This window comes from Plantactinospora sp. B5E13 (assembly GCF_039871775.1).
GTDB lineage: Bacteria > Actinomycetota > Actinomycetes > Mycobacteriales > Micromonosporaceae > Plantactinospora.
The window spans coordinates 14777-30575 of record NZ_JBDPLT010000030.1 but is presented as its reverse complement, the minus strand read 5'-3'; the positions used below and the strand labels follow the sequence as shown (position 1 = coordinate 30575).

General features: G+C 71.0%; 21 protein-coding genes. 8 read left to right on the top strand and 13 right to left on the bottom strand.

What is annotated here, in order from left to right; all coding sequences use genetic code 11:
* Positions 1 to 16: 16 nt before the first annotated feature.
* Positions 17 to 1060, bottom strand: coding sequence for an endonuclease/exonuclease/phosphatase family protein (locus ABGB05_RS24105; RefSeq protein WP_347655746.1), 1044 nt, complete (start codon positions 1058 to 1060; stop codon positions 17 to 19).
* A 293-nt stretch (positions 1061 to 1353) separates the two neighbouring features.
* On the opposite strand from ABGB05_RS24105, the gene ABGB05_RS24100 reads away from it, so the two are divergent.
* The 3 genes from ABGB05_RS24100 to ABGB05_RS24090 all read left to right on the top strand — a co-directional run bounded on the left by ABGB05_RS24100 (position 1354) and on the right by ABGB05_RS24090 (position 3570).
* Positions 1354 to 1698, top strand: a complete 345-nt coding sequence (locus ABGB05_RS24100) for a winged helix-turn-helix domain-containing protein (protein WP_347655745.1) — start codon at positions 1354 to 1356, stop codon at positions 1696 to 1698.
* The gene (locus ABGB05_RS24095; RefSeq protein WP_347655744.1) at positions 1698 to 3008 is read left to right on the top strand and encodes a PH domain-containing protein; all 1311 of its coding nucleotides are present in this window, start codon (positions 1698 to 1700) and stop codon (positions 3006 to 3008) included. Before ABGB05_RS24100 ends, ABGB05_RS24095 begins: the two co-directional genes overlap by 1 nt.
* A gap of 91 nt (positions 3009 to 3099) precedes the next feature.
* Entirely contained in the window at positions 3100 to 3570 is a 471-nt protein-coding gene (locus tag ABGB05_RS24090; RefSeq protein ID WP_347655743.1) for a hypothetical protein, read from the top strand.
* A gap of 42 nt (positions 3571 to 3612) precedes the next feature.
* Here ABGB05_RS24090 and cpt read toward each other — a convergent pair whose 3' ends face one another.
* The 5 genes from cpt to ABGB05_RS24065 are packed head-to-tail and all read right to left on the bottom strand — an operon-like array spanning position 3613 to position 8660.
* Positions 3613 to 4131, bottom strand: coding sequence for a chloramphenicol phosphotransferase CPT (gene cpt, locus ABGB05_RS24085; protein WP_347655791.1), 519 nt, complete (start codon positions 4129 to 4131; stop codon positions 3613 to 3615).
* A complete protein-coding gene (locus ABGB05_RS24080) occupies positions 4103 to 4729 on the bottom strand; it encodes a GNAT family N-acetyltransferase (RefSeq protein WP_347655742.1) in 627 nt (208 codons plus the stop codon). Before ABGB05_RS24080 ends, cpt begins: the two co-directional genes overlap by 29 nt.
* Before the next feature lie 56 nt (positions 4730 to 4785).
* On the bottom strand, positions 4786 to 6945 hold the full coding sequence (locus ABGB05_RS24075) for a UvrD-helicase domain-containing protein (RefSeq protein ID WP_347655741.1): 2160 nt from the start codon (positions 6943 to 6945) through the stop codon (positions 4786 to 4788).
* An 18-nt stretch (positions 6946 to 6963) separates the two neighbouring features.
* Positions 6964 to 7668 (bottom strand): CatB-related O-acetyltransferase, encoded by a 705-nt coding sequence (locus ABGB05_RS24070; protein ID WP_347655740.1) that lies wholly within the window; start codon positions 7666 to 7668, stop codon positions 6964 to 6966.
* 50 nt (positions 7669 to 7718) lie between these two features.
* Positions 7719 to 8660 (bottom strand): sigma-70 family RNA polymerase sigma factor, encoded by a 942-nt coding sequence (locus ABGB05_RS24065; protein WP_347655739.1) that lies wholly within the window; start codon positions 8658 to 8660, stop codon positions 7719 to 7721.
* A 232-nt stretch (positions 8661 to 8892) separates the two neighbouring features.
* On the opposite strand from ABGB05_RS24065, the gene ABGB05_RS24060 reads away from it, so the two are divergent.
* On the top strand, positions 8893 to 9537 hold the full coding sequence (locus ABGB05_RS24060) for a TetR family transcriptional regulator (protein ID WP_347655738.1): 645 nt from the start codon (positions 8893 to 8895) through the stop codon (positions 9535 to 9537).
* A 234-nt stretch (positions 9538 to 9771) separates the two neighbouring features.
* Positions 9772 to 10638 (top strand): hypothetical protein, encoded by an 867-nt coding sequence (locus ABGB05_RS24055; RefSeq protein WP_347655737.1) that lies wholly within the window; start codon positions 9772 to 9774, stop codon positions 10636 to 10638.
* A 49-nt stretch (positions 10639 to 10687) separates the two neighbouring features.
* On the opposite strand, the gene ABGB05_RS24050 is transcribed toward ABGB05_RS24055, so the two are convergent.
* From ABGB05_RS24050 to ABGB05_RS24035, 4 genes are all read right to left on the bottom strand, one after another.
* Complete coding sequence (locus ABGB05_RS24050) at positions 10688 to 11041, bottom strand: hypothetical protein (RefSeq protein ID WP_347655736.1); 354 nt, start codon at positions 11039 to 11041, stop codon at positions 10688 to 10690.
* Complete coding sequence (locus ABGB05_RS24045) at positions 11038 to 11514, bottom strand: hypothetical protein (RefSeq protein ID WP_347655735.1); 477 nt, start codon at positions 11512 to 11514, stop codon at positions 11038 to 11040. Before ABGB05_RS24045 ends, ABGB05_RS24050 begins: the two co-directional genes overlap by 4 nt.
* Before the next feature lie 85 nt (positions 11515 to 11599).
* Complete coding sequence (locus ABGB05_RS24040) at positions 11600 to 11848, bottom strand: hypothetical protein (RefSeq protein WP_347655734.1); 249 nt, start codon at positions 11846 to 11848, stop codon at positions 11600 to 11602.
* Entirely contained in the window at positions 11845 to 12399 is a 555-nt protein-coding gene (locus tag ABGB05_RS24035; RefSeq protein ID WP_347655733.1) for a hypothetical protein, read from the bottom strand. Before ABGB05_RS24035 ends, ABGB05_RS24040 begins: the two co-directional genes overlap by 4 nt.
* A 139-nt stretch (positions 12400 to 12538) precedes the next feature.
* Between ABGB05_RS24035 and ABGB05_RS24030 the strand changes: the two genes are divergently transcribed.
* Positions 12539 to 12943, top strand: a complete 405-nt coding sequence (locus ABGB05_RS24030; protein ID WP_347655732.1) for an SRPBCC family protein — start codon at positions 12539 to 12541, stop codon at positions 12941 to 12943.
* A gap of 44 nt (positions 12944 to 12987) precedes the next feature.
* On the opposite strand, the gene ABGB05_RS24025 is transcribed toward ABGB05_RS24030, so the two are convergent.
* On the bottom strand, positions 12988 to 13227 hold the full coding sequence (locus ABGB05_RS24025) for a hypothetical protein (RefSeq protein ID WP_347655731.1): 240 nt from the start codon (positions 13225 to 13227) through the stop codon (positions 12988 to 12990).
* A gap of 273 nt (positions 13228 to 13500) precedes the next feature.
* Here ABGB05_RS24025 and ABGB05_RS24020 point away from each other — a divergent pair, with 273 nt between their 5' ends.
* Together ABGB05_RS24020 and ABGB05_RS24015 are read left to right on the top strand one after the other, a co-directional pair.
* The gene (locus ABGB05_RS24020) at positions 13501 to 14067 is read left to right on the top strand and encodes a SigE family RNA polymerase sigma factor (RefSeq protein WP_347655730.1); all 567 of its coding nucleotides are present in this window, start codon (positions 13501 to 13503) and stop codon (positions 14065 to 14067) included.
* A complete protein-coding gene (locus tag ABGB05_RS24015; RefSeq protein ID WP_347655729.1) occupies positions 14067 to 14969 on the top strand; it encodes a hypothetical protein in 903 nt (300 codons plus the stop codon). The genes ABGB05_RS24020 and ABGB05_RS24015 overlap by 1 nt, the downstream gene beginning before the upstream one ends.
* Before the next feature lie 142 nt (positions 14970 to 15111).
* On the opposite strand, the gene ABGB05_RS24010 is transcribed toward ABGB05_RS24015, so the two are convergent.
* Positions 15112 to 15648: an ATP-binding protein gene (locus ABGB05_RS24010; protein ID WP_347655728.1), complete on the bottom strand. Its 537-nt coding sequence runs from the start codon at positions 15646 to 15648 to the stop codon at positions 15112 to 15114.
* Positions 15649 to 15657: 9 nt separating this feature from the next.
* Entirely contained in the window at positions 15658 to 15783 is a 126-nt protein-coding gene (locus ABGB05_RS24005; RefSeq protein ID WP_347655727.1) for a hypothetical protein, read from the bottom strand.
* Between the last annotated feature and the right edge of the window lie 16 nt (positions 15784 to 15799).

The window sequence follows — 15799 nt, the reverse complement described above, 5'->3', positions numbered from 1 at the left end:
CGGTGGCACGCACCGGTCACCGGCCGACCCGCCGGAACGTGACCACCAGACCCGCGTGGTCGGAGGGCCACAGGCCGGTCGGGGTGCGGTCCCGTACCGCCTCCCCGACCAGGTCGGCGTTGACCGCCCACAGCCGCCCCGGCTGGTGGAAGACGTGGTCGACCCGTTCGTCCAATTGGGACGGAAGATTCCGCAGATCGGGATCCTGGGTGGCGGTGAAACCCCCGCCTACGCCGTTCACCACCCGCCAGGCGTCCCGGTAGCCACCGGTGGCGAACGTCCCGTACGGGCCGGTCGGGTCGGTGGGCGGCGAGTTCAGGTCACCGGCGACGATCACCGGGTACGGTGAGCCGGCCAGTGCGGCGTACAGTTCCCGGCCCTGGGCGTCGCGGACGGCCGGCACCGAGGGTTCCAGGTGTGTGGTGGCCACCCGTACCCGGTCGTGTCGGGTGGCGCCGACGTCCACGGCGATCCAGCCGCTGGGGAGGTCGAAGGTGATCCCGGCCGGGGTGTCGACCACCACCGTCGCCTCGTACAGGTGTGACCGCGGGTTGCTCGCCTGGAGTCCGTCCCGGATCAGCAGCGCGTTCCGGTCGGAGAAACTCGCCTGCTCGGTGGCACTGATCGGCAGCGTTCCGGTGAACATCGTGACGGTCGCGGCGGTGCGGTAGTGGAGTCCGACACCGCGCAGCTCCCGGAGCAGGATGTCCAGGAAGTCGTAGCTGACCTGGAGCGGGCCGCCGAGCGGGCCCTTCTTCCACAGTGCGACCTCCTGCAGGCCGAGCACGTCCGGGCGGGTCTTCGCGAGCAGCCGCGCGATGGCCCGGGCCCGGGTCGGGAAGTCGGTGTCGACCATCCGCTGGTAGGTGAGCCCGGCCCGTTCGACGAGTTCCGGCAGTGTCGGGGCGGTGAGCAGGCCGGTCAGGTCCGCGCCCTGATAGAGGTTGTACGTCGCGACCGTGAGGCGCTGCGGACCGTGTGCCCGGACCGGGGTGGCCGGACCGAACAGGGTGGCGACCACCACCACGGCGGCGAGCAGGGTACGGAAACGTCGGATCATGGCTTCTCCTCGCGGCGGCTCCCGGGCGGTGTCGCCGCATCGCGATCACCGGCACAAGGCTGGCGGAACGTTGACCTGCGCAAACACTCCGGCAGAGCGCTGAGCAACGACGACCGTAACGTGGATCCCGGAGTTGGTTAGCCAGAAAGGCGACACCCGACGGTGCATTGTCCGGACCGGTCGCCCGGCCGTGTCGTTTGTCCGACGACCGTCACCCGACGGCATGTCGATCTGTCTATTCGGGCAGGTGTGAGTGCTGTTCCACGGTGGACGGCCGGTCGTACGATGGCGGAGTGGACGAGCCGCAGATCGACCGTACGACACTGCGCGTGCTCGACGTTCTGCTGGACGGCTTCGAGCGGAACATCGACGTCCACGGCTGGCTGATCATGAAGGCCCTGGGTCGCTCCGGCCCCGCCGTCTACCGCTCGCTGGACCGGCTCGAGGAGTGGGGCTGGATCGAGTCCCGCTGGGAAACCCTGGCCCCGGGCGAGGATCGGCCCCGGAAACGCTACTACCGGATCGTCGCGGACCGGGTGGAGGCGGCCCGTTCCCGGGTACGGGCACAGTCCCGTCCGGTGCCGTCCCGACTGCGGCCCCGGTTCGGCTTCATGAGCCGGCGGCTGGCGGCGCGCTGATGAGCGGCATCGAGATCGTTCTCGGGATTGTCCTCGGTCTTGTCGTCAACGAGACCACCGAACTGTCCCCCTGGCTGGCGCGCGCCTTCGTGGGCTGGTCGGCCCGGATCCAGTACAGCGGGACGGAGCAGGCGGAGATCCGCGCGGAGGAGCTCAAGGCGCTGATCAACGTCCGCCCGGGCAAGCTCTCGAAGCTCTTCACCGGGCTCGGTTTCGTCTCCTCGGCGGTGCTGTTCCGGATCCGGCGGTTCCTCCGCCCGGAGACGGCCGCCACCGGGGACCCGGTGCCCGAGATGCCGGTCGGCCCGTCCCGGAGCCTGGTGTTGGAGGACGAGCCGACGGCGCTGGTGGCGCGGTACCTCTTCCCCAGCGAACGCTACCGGGGCGAGTGGCGGCGGCACTGGATCAGTCTCGTCAAGTCCGGCGGAATCGTATTGATCTACGGCGTACTCGGCGTTTGGGCGGTGCAGGTCCGGATCAAGCCCCGGTACGTCGACGACCTGACGATCTGGATCGTCGTGATCACCGTTCTGCTGCTCCTGTGGCAGTTTCCCCGTTGGTACTTCAACCGCCTGATGCTGACCAACAAGCGCCTGATGACCACCCGTGGCGTGCTGCGTCGCCGGGTCGAGATGCTGCCGCTCATCCGGGTCACCGACCTCCAGTACGTCCAGTCGCCGCTCGGCCGGCTGCTGAACTACGGGACCTTCGAGAACCAGACGGAGCGCTGGCGCAAACCGCTGCGCCGGCTCCACGACCTGCCCAACCCGAACGAGCTCTACCTGCGGATCGTCGAGGAGATGTACGAGCCGGCGGCGGTCGAGGCCCGGCTCGGCTATGACAGCGGCGACCCCTCCGACGCTGACCACGATCTTTTGGCCCTCGACAACCTGTTCGAGACGTGGCCGCCAGCGGAGCACGACGGGGTCGCGCCGTCAGCGCCCGACGACAACCTGACGTCCGAGACACGGATCCCGGCACCCCGCCGGCCGGCGGGGCAGGGCAGCCCGATCGACGATCAACTGGTCCGGCACCTCGGCGCGCTCACCGAGAACGTACAGATCCTGGTCACCGCCGTGCAGGCGCTCACCACCGCGTTGCCGTCGCAGGCCGGGCCGCCACCGACCGCGCCCCCGGACGGCGGGGGCGACGGAGCACGCCCGTCGCGTCGACGGGTGCCGGTCGGGCGTCGACGGGACGCGGCGGCCCGGGAGGCGGCCCGGTGGCGGCGTACGCTCCGGCGGTCCCAGCCCTCTCTGCGGCAGGCGACCGCCGAATCCGCCAACGGCGCCGTGCCACCGGCCAGCTGACCGCGCCGGCGCGGCCGGCAGCAGGGGAAGGCTGCGGCGGGAGACGATAGCGTACGGTCGGTGGAAGCAGCCGACCGGAGCCCCGGAGGCGGTGCACTTCACCGTACGGGCGATCGAGGCGCACAGGTCGACGCTGCCGGCCGACGACCCGCTGGTCGCCCGATCCACCGCCGCCCTGGAACGGGTGACCCGTGCTCTGCCGCCGATCGGGTTGGCGCTGCGCGGCCTGACCCTCACCCCGTCCGGGGTGATGGCCTGCGCGTACCCGGTCGACTCGGCGGCGGACCGGTTCGCGGCCCGGCTCGGCGTCGAACTGGGCGACGACGCCTGGTTCGAGGCTGACTTCCACCGCAACATCTGGTACGCCACGCTTGTGCACTTCGCCGGACCGATCGCCGACCCGGCGGCGGTGGTCGAGTGGGTGGCGGCCCGGCGCCACCGGTCCCTGGGCACAGCCGAGGTGACCGCCGCCGAACTTGTCCGTTTCCGGTTCAACGACCGCCAGCCGGTACGGGTGCCGCTGGCCACCCGCCAGCTCGGCGCGCCGGCCCGGGGCGCCTGACGCCCTGACCGGTCGGCGACCGCCCGACCGCTGCCGGCCGGATCAGTCGAGTCGGGCGGCGATGGTCCGCGCACAGGCCATGGCCTCGCTGTTCGTGGTGTCCACCGTCAGGTCGTAGACGACGCCCTGGTGGACCGTTTCCGCCTCGGTCGCGGCCATCCCGTGGTACCGGTCGCCACGGGCGATCTCGCGGCCCACGGCGACCTCCAGATCGCACCGGACCCCGACCCACAGCACGTCGAGGCCGGCGAGGGCCTGCCGCCACCGCTGCTGGTCCGCCGCCCCGGCCAGGAAGAGGCCGTCGGTGATGATCCGGGCGCCGGCCCGGGCCATCGCAGCGATGCCCGCCATCCACGCCGTCTCGGCGGCCAGGAACTCCGGCCCGACCTGCACCCCAGCCTCCGGGTCCATCGTCACCCCCTCGGGGCGTGTCCGCATCGACGCCGGGATCACCTCGAGGACCAGGGTGTCGGTGCCGACCACGAGCCAGGGGTCGGGCAGGATCGCCTGCAGGCAGCGGGCGATTCCCGACTTACCCGCGCTCGAGCCGCCGTTCAACATAACCACCTGGACCGCCACCAGCCCAGGGTAAAGCCGCCGGACCTGCGGAAACGCGGGTTGTTGGCAGAAGGGCGCGGCGCTGTGCCGGGACGCGTCGCGGGCCCTGGTCCAGACGCCTGCCCAGGGATAGGCCGGCGTCGGTGAAGCCGTGCCGACGGTAGAAGCGCACCGCGTCGTCGTTGCGGTGGTGGATGCCGGCCGACAGGTACGTGATGCCCTGGTCGGTCGCCCACTGTTGGGCCGCCGCCAGCAACGCCGATCCGACCCCGAGTCCCCGGGCCTCGGGCAGCACCACCGTGTGCACCTGCGCCGAGGGCTCGGGACGCAGGATCTGGTGGTCCGGCGGGTCGGAGTGCCGTAACACCTCGACCATCCCGACCACGTGGCCGTCGGCAGCCTCGGCGACCAGAACGGCGTCCCGCCCCGCTGCGTCGGCCAGCACGGAGGTGAAGTGGCGCAGCACCGCCGCCTGCTGCGGAACGCGGTAGATCTCCGGGTCGAGGGCGAGGTGCGCCTCGGCGTTGGCGAGGCGCAACCGCACCAACGAGGGCACGTCCGCCACGGTCGCCGGGCGAATCGTCAGCCCCATCTTCCGCATCGTCCCGATCCTAGGGGTCGGCGCGGCAGCCCGGGGTCCTGGAACGGTCGGCAGGCTCAGCCCGTGGCCGTTACTGGCAGGAACGGGCTCGGCGTACCGCTCCAGGACAGGTGCAGCGCCTCCCGGGCCCGGGTGCAGGCGACGAAGAGCACGCAGCGCTCCCGGAGCAGGTCGCTGCCGTGCTGGATCGGGTCCACGTCGGCCGGGGTGACCTCCTTGCCGAACGGTACGGCGCTGGCGGTCACCCCGAGCACGGCGACGCAGCGGAACTCCAGCCCCTTCATCGCGTGCATGGTCGCCAGGCGTACCCCGTCGACGTCGGCGGCCGGTTGGTCGCGTACCCGGACGGCGGGGATGTCGGCGTCGGCGAGCGCCTCCCGGACCTTCTCCAGCAGCAGGTTGAACCGGGTGCAGACGGCGATCTCGCTGGGGCGTACCCCCTGGTCCAGCCATTGGCGGACCTGGGTGACCAGGGCCGCGACCTCGGCCTGCTCGCTGGGTTGGCCGCCGACGTGCGGCTGCCGGCCGCGCAGCAGGGACCGGTAGCCGGCCAGGCTGTCGGTGCCGTCGCCGCCGAGTTCCTCGACCCGGGTGTGGTCGAGCAACCGCGTGGACCAGGTGAGGATCTCCTCCGTACTCCGGTAGTTGATCCGGAGCCGGAAGCTGCGGCCGGCGGTGGGGACGCCGAGCGCGGCGAGGGAGACCCGGGAGTCGTAGATCCGCTGGTGCGGGTCGCCGGTGACGAAGAGGTCGTCGGGGCCGGCGGGTACGGCGGCGCGCAGCACCCGCCACTGCGCCGGGTGCAGGTCCTGTGCCTCGTCGACGACGACGTGGTCGAACCGGTGCGCCGTCGCCGGGGCGGCGTCGGCGAGCAGCCGGGCCGCGTCGGCGCAGAGCTGCAGGTGGGTGCTGGCGCCGGTGGCCCGCAGTTCGGACCGGAACGTCTCGACCGCCTGCCAGAGCCGTTCCCGCTGACGGGCGCCGAGGGTGTTGCCCCGGCCGCGTCGGACCACCTTCTGGTACGCGGCCAGGTCCTCGACCTGCTGGGCGAGGATGACGTGCCGGTATTCCTGGGCCAGGAACTGTTCGGTCCAGGGCAGGTCGAGCCGGTTTCGGACCCGACGCCAGAGTTGCCGTTCGTCGACGTCGCCGAGCAGTGCCGGCACCCGCCCGGCCAGGTCCCGGACGGCCCGCACCGCGTACGCGTTGACGGTGGTCACCTCGACCCGGTCGAGCCGTTTCGGGTCGTTGTCGAGCAGCAGCGCCAGGTTCTCCCGCAGGGTGTGGGCGAGCGCGTTGGTGTAGGTGGTGAGCAGCACCCGACGGTCGGGGGAGCGGGCGAGCAGGTGTTTGACCCGGTGCAGCGCCACCACCGTCTTGCCGGTGCCGGGCCCGCCGGTCACCTGCACCGGCCCGGTGTACGTCGCCCGGTAGGCGACCCGGCGCTGGGACGGGTGCAGGAAGACCCGCCAGGCGGCGAACGGCTTCTCCAGGATGTCGGCGAGGTCGTCGGCGCTGCTGACCAGGGTGATCCGGTTGCTGGTGTTGGCGATCGCGATCGCCAGGCTGTCGCTGCTCGGATCGCGTTCGTCGGCGTCGGCGGGACGGCGTTCGGCGACGATGTCCCGGTACACCTCGTCCGGGGTGTTGCCTTCGGCGAGGTACTGCAGGACCTCGAACTGGTCCTCGGGCAGCAGGGTGCCGAACGCTTCCAGTTGCGGCTTGTCGATGATCGTCCGGACCGCGCGGAGCACCTGGTCGTCGATGCCGAGCTGGCGCAGCGTCTTGTCGGAGTGGGTGGCGAAGAGCAGGCTCGGTGCCGTCTTCGCGGCCTTCTCCAGCGCCGGGGTGAGCTGTTCGAGGGCGACGACGTTGCGGACCTCCAGCGCCCGGGTGGCGCTGTTGACGGTGTAGAGGCGTTTCGCCGCCCAGCCGTACGCCTCGTCGTGCGGGACGACGTTGAGCAGCAGGAACGTGTCGCTGCCGTCGTCGGGGGCGAGGACCACGCCGCGCCAGAAGTCGCTGACCCGGATGGTCCGCATCCGGGGGTCGCGGGCGTTGTTCACCGACTCCAGGTGCAGGCCCTTGTCGGCGTGCAGTTCGGCGATGCTGAGCTGCTGGAACTTCGCCATCGCCTTGCGTACGCCGGCCCGGACCGGTTTTTCGAGCAGCTCCCAGCTCTCCCAGAAACTGTTGGCGAGGGCGAGGTGCGGCACGGCGGACCTCCAGAGTGGTCAGTCGATCGCGGCCTGCCACACCCTACCCGCCGCATCCGCGGAATGACGCTCCGGCGGCCGAGGGAGGTGCTCGGCGGCGATCTGGGCGATCTGCGCCGGGGTGCCGGCCATGATGGTGCGGGCGTGCTCGGTGACGAGGTCGACGGGCCAGTCCCACCAGGCGGCGCGGAGCAGCAGCTCGACGTCGTGGTCGTCGAACCGTTGCCGGATCGGGCGGGCGGGGTTGCCGCCGACGATGGTGTACGGCGGTACGTCGGTGGTGACCACCGCACCGGCGGCGATGATGGCGCCGTCGCCGATCTGTACGCCCGGCATGATGGTGGCCTGGTAGCCGCACCACACGTCGTTGCCGAGCACGGTGTCGCCCCGGCTCGGCAGGCCGGTGACGATGTCCAGCGTCCGGTCGGTCCAGACGCCGCCGAACATGGTGAACGGGAACGTGGAGACGCCGATCGTGGGGTGCTCGGCGCCGGCCATCAGGAACCGGGTGCCGGCGGCGATCGCGCAGTACCTGCCGATGACCAGCCGCTCCGGCCCGTAACCGTAGAGCACGTTGCGGTGCTCGAACGCTGTCGGGTCGTCCGGGTCGTCGTAGTAGGTGTACTCGCCCACCACGATCTTCGGCGAGGTGACCAACGGTTTGAGGAACACCACGCGGTCGTGGGCGGGCAGCGGGTGCAGGATCGTGGGGTCGGGGGTCACGGTATCTCCTCGCGGTGAGATGGTCGGTGCTTTTGAATGGGGGTGGCGGGTTACGCCAGGTCCGCCAGTACCCGGGCGCGGGTGGGGTGGCGCAATTTCCGCATCGCCGCGCTCTCGATCTGGCGGATGCGTTCCCGGGTCAGCCCGTGTCTCCGGCCGATCTCGTCCAGGGTGCGGGGATGGTCGTCGTCCAGGCCGTACCGCTGGCGGATCACGGCGGCCTCCCGCTCGGTGAGGGTGCCCAGCACATTGTCGAGGTACCGACGCCGCCAGCGGGTCGCGACCGTGATGGCCGGGTCGGGTGCGTCGTCCGGGATGAGGTCGCGCAACTCGGCCTCGCCGTCGGTGCCGACCGGAGTGTGCAGCGAGACCGGTTCGCGGTTGTGTCGCAGCAGCTGTTCCACCTTCTCCGGCGGTAGGTCGAGGTGGGCCGCGATCTCGGCGGGAGTGGGCTCCCGGTCGAGCTGTTGTGCCAGCGTACGGCGGGTGCGGATGACCCGGTTGAGTACCTCCACCAGGTGGACGGGGAGTCGGATGGTGCGGCTCTGGTCAGCCAGGGCGCGGCCGATCGCCTGCTTGATCCACCAGGTGGCGTAGGTGGAGAACTTCAGCCCGCGCCGGTGGTCGAACTTCTCCACGGCGCGCATCATCCCGATGGTGCCCTCCTGGATCAGGTCGAGCAGGGGTAGTCCGCCGGCGACGGCGTACCGCTTGGCGATCGAGACGACCAACCGGAGGTTGGCCTCGACCATCTGTTGTCTGGCGCGTCGGCCGTCCGCCGCGCGCCGCCGCAGTTCGGCGCGCTCGGCGGGGTCGAGCTGGTCGCCGTCCTCGTCCAGCCGCCGCTGGGCCAGGGCGCCGGCCTCGATGCGGGCGCCCAGGCGCACCTCCTGCTCGGCGGCGAGCAGCGGGGTGCGGCCGATCGCCCTGAGATAGTCGGCCACCGCGTCGGTGGTGGGACCGGCGGGCGTGGTGCGGGTGGTGACGGGCAAGCGCGGTGTCCTTCCGGGTTGACGCTGGGCGGTGCGGTGGTCGCGGCGGGCGGTCAGGGACGTCGGGCCTGTCCCATGCCGCGTTGGCGGGCGGCGGTGCGATTGCCTGGGTTGATCGCCATGCGGGGCTGCTCCTTCCGTGCCGGCCGCTCACCAGCACGGGTACAAACTTAGGTCGAGCCTAGAAGCATGTCAAGAAAAAACTTAGGCCCGACCCATGTATAGTGGCGGAATGACCGTGCAGAGCACCGGCCTCAGAGCCCTGAAGAAGCAGCTGACCAGGGAGAACATCTCCAACCAGGCCACCCGGCTGTTCCTCGAACGGGGCTTCGACAACGTGACGATCGCCGACGTGGCCGCCGCCGCCCAGGTCGCCAAGATGACCGTCACCAACTACTTCCCGCGCAAGGAAGACCTGGCCCTGGACATGCGCGAGGTGTTCGTGCAGCAGTTGGCCGCCGCCGTCCGCGAACGTGAACCGGGCGAGTCGGCGCTCGCCGCCCTGCGCCGGGCGTACCTCGCCGCCGTGGCCGGGCACGATCCGGTCGTCGGGTTCTCCGGCCCCGAGTTCGCCCGCATGATCATCGACAGTCCGGCGCTGGTGGCCCGCCTACGGGAGTTCCACGACGAGCGGGAGAGAGTCCTCGCCGCGACCCTGGCCGAGGAGACCGGCGCCCCGGACGGCGACCTCATGCCCCGGGTCGCCGCCACCCTGCTGGCCGGCGTTCACCGGCTGCTCTTCGAGGAGACGATGCGCCGTACCCTCGCCGGCGACGACAACAACTCGATCGCCGAGGCCATCACCCGCGAGGCCCGGGTCGCCTTCGAGGTCCTCGGGGCGTCACTCGCGGATTACGCGACCCGGCCGGCCGGATAGCCGGGTCGCGGCCGTCAACTCCCGAAGCGGTCGACCAGCCAGAGATGTGCCGGCGTTCGGCGGTTTCGGAACGGCGAGGCCGCCCGGCAAGCTCTGGGAGTTGCCGACAGACGACAACGGGGTGGTGTGGTCATGCGGGCGACGGGCGATCGTCGGTGGCGCCAACTGCCGGCGGACGTGCGGGCCGAGGTCCGGCGGCGGGCGGGACGCGGCGAAGGGTACCCGGATCCGGCGGTGGCAGGCGCGGCGGTGGCCTGGGCGGGGCGTGCGCGTCTGACGCGTGTGGCCCTGCTCCACGGTTGCTTCATCGCGTTGGTGGTCGCCGCTGGCGCGGCCGGCGGGTCCGGTCCGGTTGCCGCAGCCGGCGGCGCGGTCGAGTGGATGGTGCCGGTCGTTGTCCTGCTGTTATCTCTGGCACTGCTGTTCGTGGCCGCCCGCCGGCTGAGCCGGTCACCGGCCAGGGTGGAAGCCGCCAACCTCGGGTGGTTGGCCGATGAGGAACGCGTCACCCCTCCGCCGACGCCGGTGGCGATCCACCTTCGTAGGCCGCTGCTCTCGTGGGTCTGGCGGCCGTTCGTCTCCGCAGCGTGTTTCTGGAACTTCGCGCGCGGCCAGGATTTTCCGTTGCCCGGGTTCGGACCCTGGGTCTTTCTCTTGCTCGGGATCGTGATGGCCGTTGCCGCGGTGGCGGGGTACGTGCGGTCCCGGGAGCCGTTGGCGCTGCTCGGGCCGGACGGCGTACATCTGACCCGTTCCGAATCGTCGGCACCGGTCCCGTGGGCGGGGATCGGTCGTATCCGACCGCTGGCGGAAGCGGTCTGGAACCCGCCGCACACGTTCAAGGCGGCGTACCGCAGCTATCTGGCCTGGGAGTTGCTCTCGGGCGGAGACCTCGAACGTCGGCTTGGACTCGTTGGCGACAGCGAGTATCCGACACTGGCCCGGCAGCTACCGGGCTTTCTGTTCGACATCGCCCGGATCCGGCCCGACGCTTTGACGATCATCCGCGCGTCGCGTGCCTTCGCCGCCGCGGCAGGCGAGCCCCAGGAGACCGAGGCCAGCGGCGGAGACGGCACCCCGTCCGCCTCCGCCACCGCCTGACGCGCCGCATCCGAAAGCCGGAGCGGATCACGCCCACCTGGGCGGGGTGTCAGTCAGTTTCCTTGGGGTGACCAACGCCCGCGTAGGTGATCCAGACGGTCCGGGCGTTGTCGTCGACCAGATACCAGATCCGTTCGCCGGCGGTGACCTCGTACTGCCAGCGTTCAAGGTGCTGGCCCTTCCACGCGCCGCTGGCGAGCGAGCCCTTGAGGCGGTGGTGGCGCTCCGGCGCTGCTTTCGCCCTCGGATTGGCCCGGATGGCGTCGTACGCCCGCCGGAGGTTGCCGGCGGCCTGACGGGCCAGTTCCTCCCAGCCGACGGCTGCCGAGGAGTTGGCGAACCTGAGGTCGTATTCCGCGCCGATCGGCGGCGGTGCCGCCCGGTCGCCACGCTTCGGACTCATCGCTCCTCATCCGCGGGCGGCGGCACGGCACCGAAGTCGCCCTCGGGCTCACGGCTGAGGATCTCCAGCAGGGTGGGGTCGCTGTACACCTCGGCGGTGTGCCGCCACTGGGCCAGCAGCACCGCGATCGGGGTCAGGTTGTCCAACGAGGCGGCCCCCTGGGTTACCGCCACAAGTTCGGAGAGGAGCTGGTCGACGTCCGTTTCCGGGAGAAAGGTGACCCAGGGCAGCGCGTCGACCAGAACTCGGCGTACCACGTCCAGGGAGCCGGTGCGGACCAGGCCGGCCAGCAGGCGGGCGGTGAAGTCGACGACAACAGCTTCGCGTTCCATCTGGTCGGCCCGGATCAGGGCCAGATCGTCGGCGTCGCGGCGGCGGAGCCGCAGCGCGCGTACCACGTTCAGGCGCTCTGCGGCCGCACCGGGACGGTGCAGGAACTCGCTGAACGGCACCTCGTCATGGACCGCAACCATGACATCCACACTACCGTGGATATCCGTCTCTGCCAGCACCGTTCCTTGATCAGGATTGACGAGGCCGGCCGGCAGCGCCCGGTGATCAGTCCGCGAACGGGGGTCGTGGCAGCGGCGGCAGCGGAGGCGGCTGCCTCGTCTCGTCCAGGATGGTGCTCTGCCACCGGCAGACGACGGGGGCGGCGAGTTGACCAGCCAGCCAACCGAGCACGCCGGCCGCGACGACGATCGACACCAGCGCCGCTGCCAGCAAGCTGGGGCGCAGCGGTTTCCCGGGTACGGGGTTCCTGCTCCGATCGTGCGGGATCGGCGGGAGTGGTGGCGGCAGCATCATAGTTTCGCCAGCACCTCCTGCCCGACGGCGACCGCGGCCTCGACGATGGCCGCATCCCCGATGCCCGTCGCCGCGTACTCGACGGCCACCCGGTAGGTACCGGAGCAGGCGGTGAGGCGGAGCACACGGCCGGTGTCCGGGGACCCCTCGAGCCAGTAGACCGCGGCGTCGCCGAGCGCGACCGGATGGTTCTGGCGGTTGAGGGCCGGCCTGAGCCCGTCGCGGGCGAGACAGCTCGGTCCTCGCCCCCCGCTACGGCCGTAGCGGGTGACCCCGACAGCGAGTTCGCCACGTCGGCCGTCGGCCCCGGTCTCGCCCTCGGCGATGCAGTAGTTCCACCGCTCTCCGGGCGCCTGACCCTGTTCCGTGCGCAGCGGACCGTGGCCGGGTGCCAGGAGGGTGAATATCTCGGGCCGGACGAGCGGACACACCGGAGGCGGCGCGGGTGGCGCCACGGTGGCTGTCCGCCACCCCTGCCAGCCACCGAACACGCCGGCTGCCAGGACACAGACGGCCAGCACCGCCACCCGGGCGACGTCCACCGGTTTCATGGCTGTCACTGTGGAGGCGGCCGTCAAGGGGCCGCCCTGTTCACCCCGGCCCTCTAGGGCACCCCGAAATGGAGGCCCACTCGACCCCTGTGCTGGCGGCAGTACAGCCGGACGGGCGCACCCGTGACACCATCTGTCGATGCGACCGGAATCCCGCCACCTCAGCGTGTACATCGACCGGCCGGTGGCGGAGGTGTACTCGTTCGCCTCCGACCCGGCGAACCTGCCCCGGTGGGCGCCAGGGCTGGGCAGCTTGGTGGTGAAAGTCGACGACAAGTGGTTCGTCGAGACGCCCGAGGGGCGGGCCCGCGTGATGTTCGCCCCGGACAACCGGTACGGCGTGCTCGACTATGAGGTGCTGACGCCCTCCGGTGCGAAGGTGTACGTGCCACTACGCGCCATCGCCGACGGCGACGGCTGCGAGGTGGTCTTCACGCTGCGCCGTACGCCCGGGATGACCGACGCCGAGTTCGAGCGGGACACCGCGTTGGTCAGCGGCGATCTCGCCCTGTTGAAGAAGGTCCTGGAGAGCACCGGCACCTGAGAGCATGACCTGCTGGCCGCCCCGGTGCACCATTCCCGGCAGTCTCAGGCTGATTCCCGTTGACGATCCGGGTCGGCGGCTGACGGCGTCGGCAGCATACGTTGCTCGTGCACCCGGACCTCGGCACGGTACCGGTGGGCCGCCGGATGCCAGATCTCCTCGAACGGTCCCATGACGTCGCCGCCCGCGCCCCGGCGTCGTACCCGCAGGCCCAACCAGCTGAGCCCGGCCAGGATCGCGGCCAGCGTGACGGCGAGCACCAGGACCGGCAGGACGGCATCCATGAGCCGAGACTACGCCCGGCACGCCGGTCCTCCAGTCCGGCCAGCGTGCGGTGGGCGGGCAGCCCGAACGTGTACGGACCAGCCGGGCCGAGGCGCCACCCACAGTTCGCGATGTGCCTGAGAGTCACCACGGTGACTCTCAGGCACGTTGTCCAAACGACGAACCGCTGCCGCCGGGGCAGGCCGCTGCCGAACAGAGCTTGCCGAGCGGCCGGCGCAACCTTTCCGCGCATCCGACTCGTACGTCCTGCAGACACGAACGAAAGGTGGCCAATGCCGGAACCGGAAAGTTTTGACGACTTCGTCCGCGCCTGCTCCCATCGACTGTACCGGGTCGGATACCTGCTGACCGGCGGCAACCGGGCCCAGGCGGAGGATCTGGTCGCCGAGGTGCTCGCCCGGGTCTACCTGGCCTGGCACCGAATACGACCCGGAGACGGCTTCGGGTACGCCCGCCGAACCATGGTCAACCTGCACACCGACTGGTGGCGTGGGCTGCGACGCCAACGCGAGACGCTCAGCGCCGTCGTGCCGGACGTGACCGACGGTGTGGACCACGGCGGCCGGTTCGCGCAGCAGGACAGCGTGATGCGTGCGCTGCGCCAGCTCACCCGCCGGGAACGGGCCGTGGTGGTGCTGCGCTACTTCCTCGACCTCACCGAGCAGGACACCGCCGTCGAGCTGGGCGTCACGCGCGGCACGGTGAAGAGCACCAATGCCCGCGCGCTCGCCAAGCTGCGCGTCTCTCCTGACCTCGTCGAGCCTGACCTCGTCGAGCCGTCGAGGTCAACCGATCTGCCGTCGCGGGTGGGAGCCCCGACCCGACCCAGGGAGTCCTGATGCGAGACATCCACGATTTGCGTCACGCCCTCAACGCCGAAACCACGGACGTGGCCGTACACATCTCACCGGACCTGGTCCGGCGCCGCGCCCACCGGATCCGGACCTGGCGTCGGACCGTGGCCGCCGCCGCCGTGATCGCCGTCGCGGCCGGTACCGTCTCCACGGTCAGGCTGGTCAACGCCGCGACCCCGGGCTTCGACGTCGCCGGGCCGCCGTCGTCGGGGACGTCATCCTGCCCGAGCCCACCGGACGGTCCGACCAGCGGAACGAACGCCCTCGGGACGTTGGTCGACACCGGTGCCGTTCTCGACGTACCGAGCAGGAACCTCCGATACGACGTCCTCATCGGCCTCACCTGGACCATCGACGAGCCCGGCTTCGCAGTGGCCTTCCGCGATCAGCAGGCCGGCACGGTCGAGGTGTGGGACACGACGCTGGAGGTGCGCGACCCTAGCGGGGACCTGGCAGGGAAGCGGGCCGACGATCCGCCCCGTCAGTTCCTCAGCAGCCAACTCGAACTCGGGCCGAACACCGTCCTCGACGTCGGGCTCTACACCAGGACGGCGCACCGCATCACGGTCGCCTCCGAGGGAGCCGCGACAGACGCCGAGACCTCCCGGAACGCCGCCACCGGCTGGACCCTCTTCTGGGCCCAGCGCCGGGCCACTCCGCTGCCGCCGGAGCGGCACACGGTCTCGGGGTTCTACGAGGGCCCGGAACAGGTGACACTCACCGCGTACGACGCCGTCGGGCAGCCACAGCACACCGTCACCGGCGGCCTGGGCGTCGGCGGCAGCGTGCAGAACCCGAGAGACGGGTCCGCCAGGCCGGCCGATCCGACCAGCTCACCCACCACCCCGACGGCGACCTGCCCGTCCCCGGACGACGCCCCGAGATAGCAGCGGGCAGCCGTTCCGAGAGGCGGAGCCCCGGGCCAGCCGCAGAGGCGGCTCCCGGGGCTCCGACGCATCCTGTCGCTCACGCGCCGACCCATGCCCCAAGCCAGACGAGTGGTCGTGGCGGCGTCGCGAGGAGCAGGCGTCAGGAAACCGACGGCGGCCAGCGGTGGGTACGCCATTCGTCCCAGGTCGCGAATCCCGCCGGCGGGTCGTCGATCGGCTCGCTGCCGTCGAGTTCGCCTGGCGTGGGGATGTCGATGGTGGCCGCCCACTCAGCCAGTTCCTCGTCGGACATCGGCCACGTCGTGTGTGGCGCCTCGGCTTGGCGCTGGTCCAGGCGTCTACGCTGCTCGGCCCGGGTCACCTCGAAATAGCGTATCTGCACCGCTGCGCCGACGTCTGCTGCTGCCTGCCGTAGGGCGGAGCGTTCGTCTCGACTCCACAGTCCGTAGTCGATCACGACGTTGTTGCCGAGTTCGAGGGCGCGTAGCCCGATCTCGATGAGTCGTCCTTCGATCACGTCCTGAGCCGACGGCGGATTCTCGTGCCGGTAGAGAGCCTTCACCCACTCGTCCTTCGTGAGACGAAGCGCTTTCTGCTCGACCTCGATGCGCCGGGCGGCGGTGGTCTTCCCGGTACACGGAAGTCCCACGGTCAGGAACAGTGTCGGTTGCCGCATCATCCCTGGCTACCGCAGATGCCGGGCCAGGTCGAGCACCTCGGACAGCTGTTCGTGGTCAACCGCCGGGCCTCCCAGGCCGACCGGCCAGTCCCCGGGCACCCCGAGATAGCAGCAGGCAGCGTTCCGTAGCACGCAGCTCCGGGCGCCG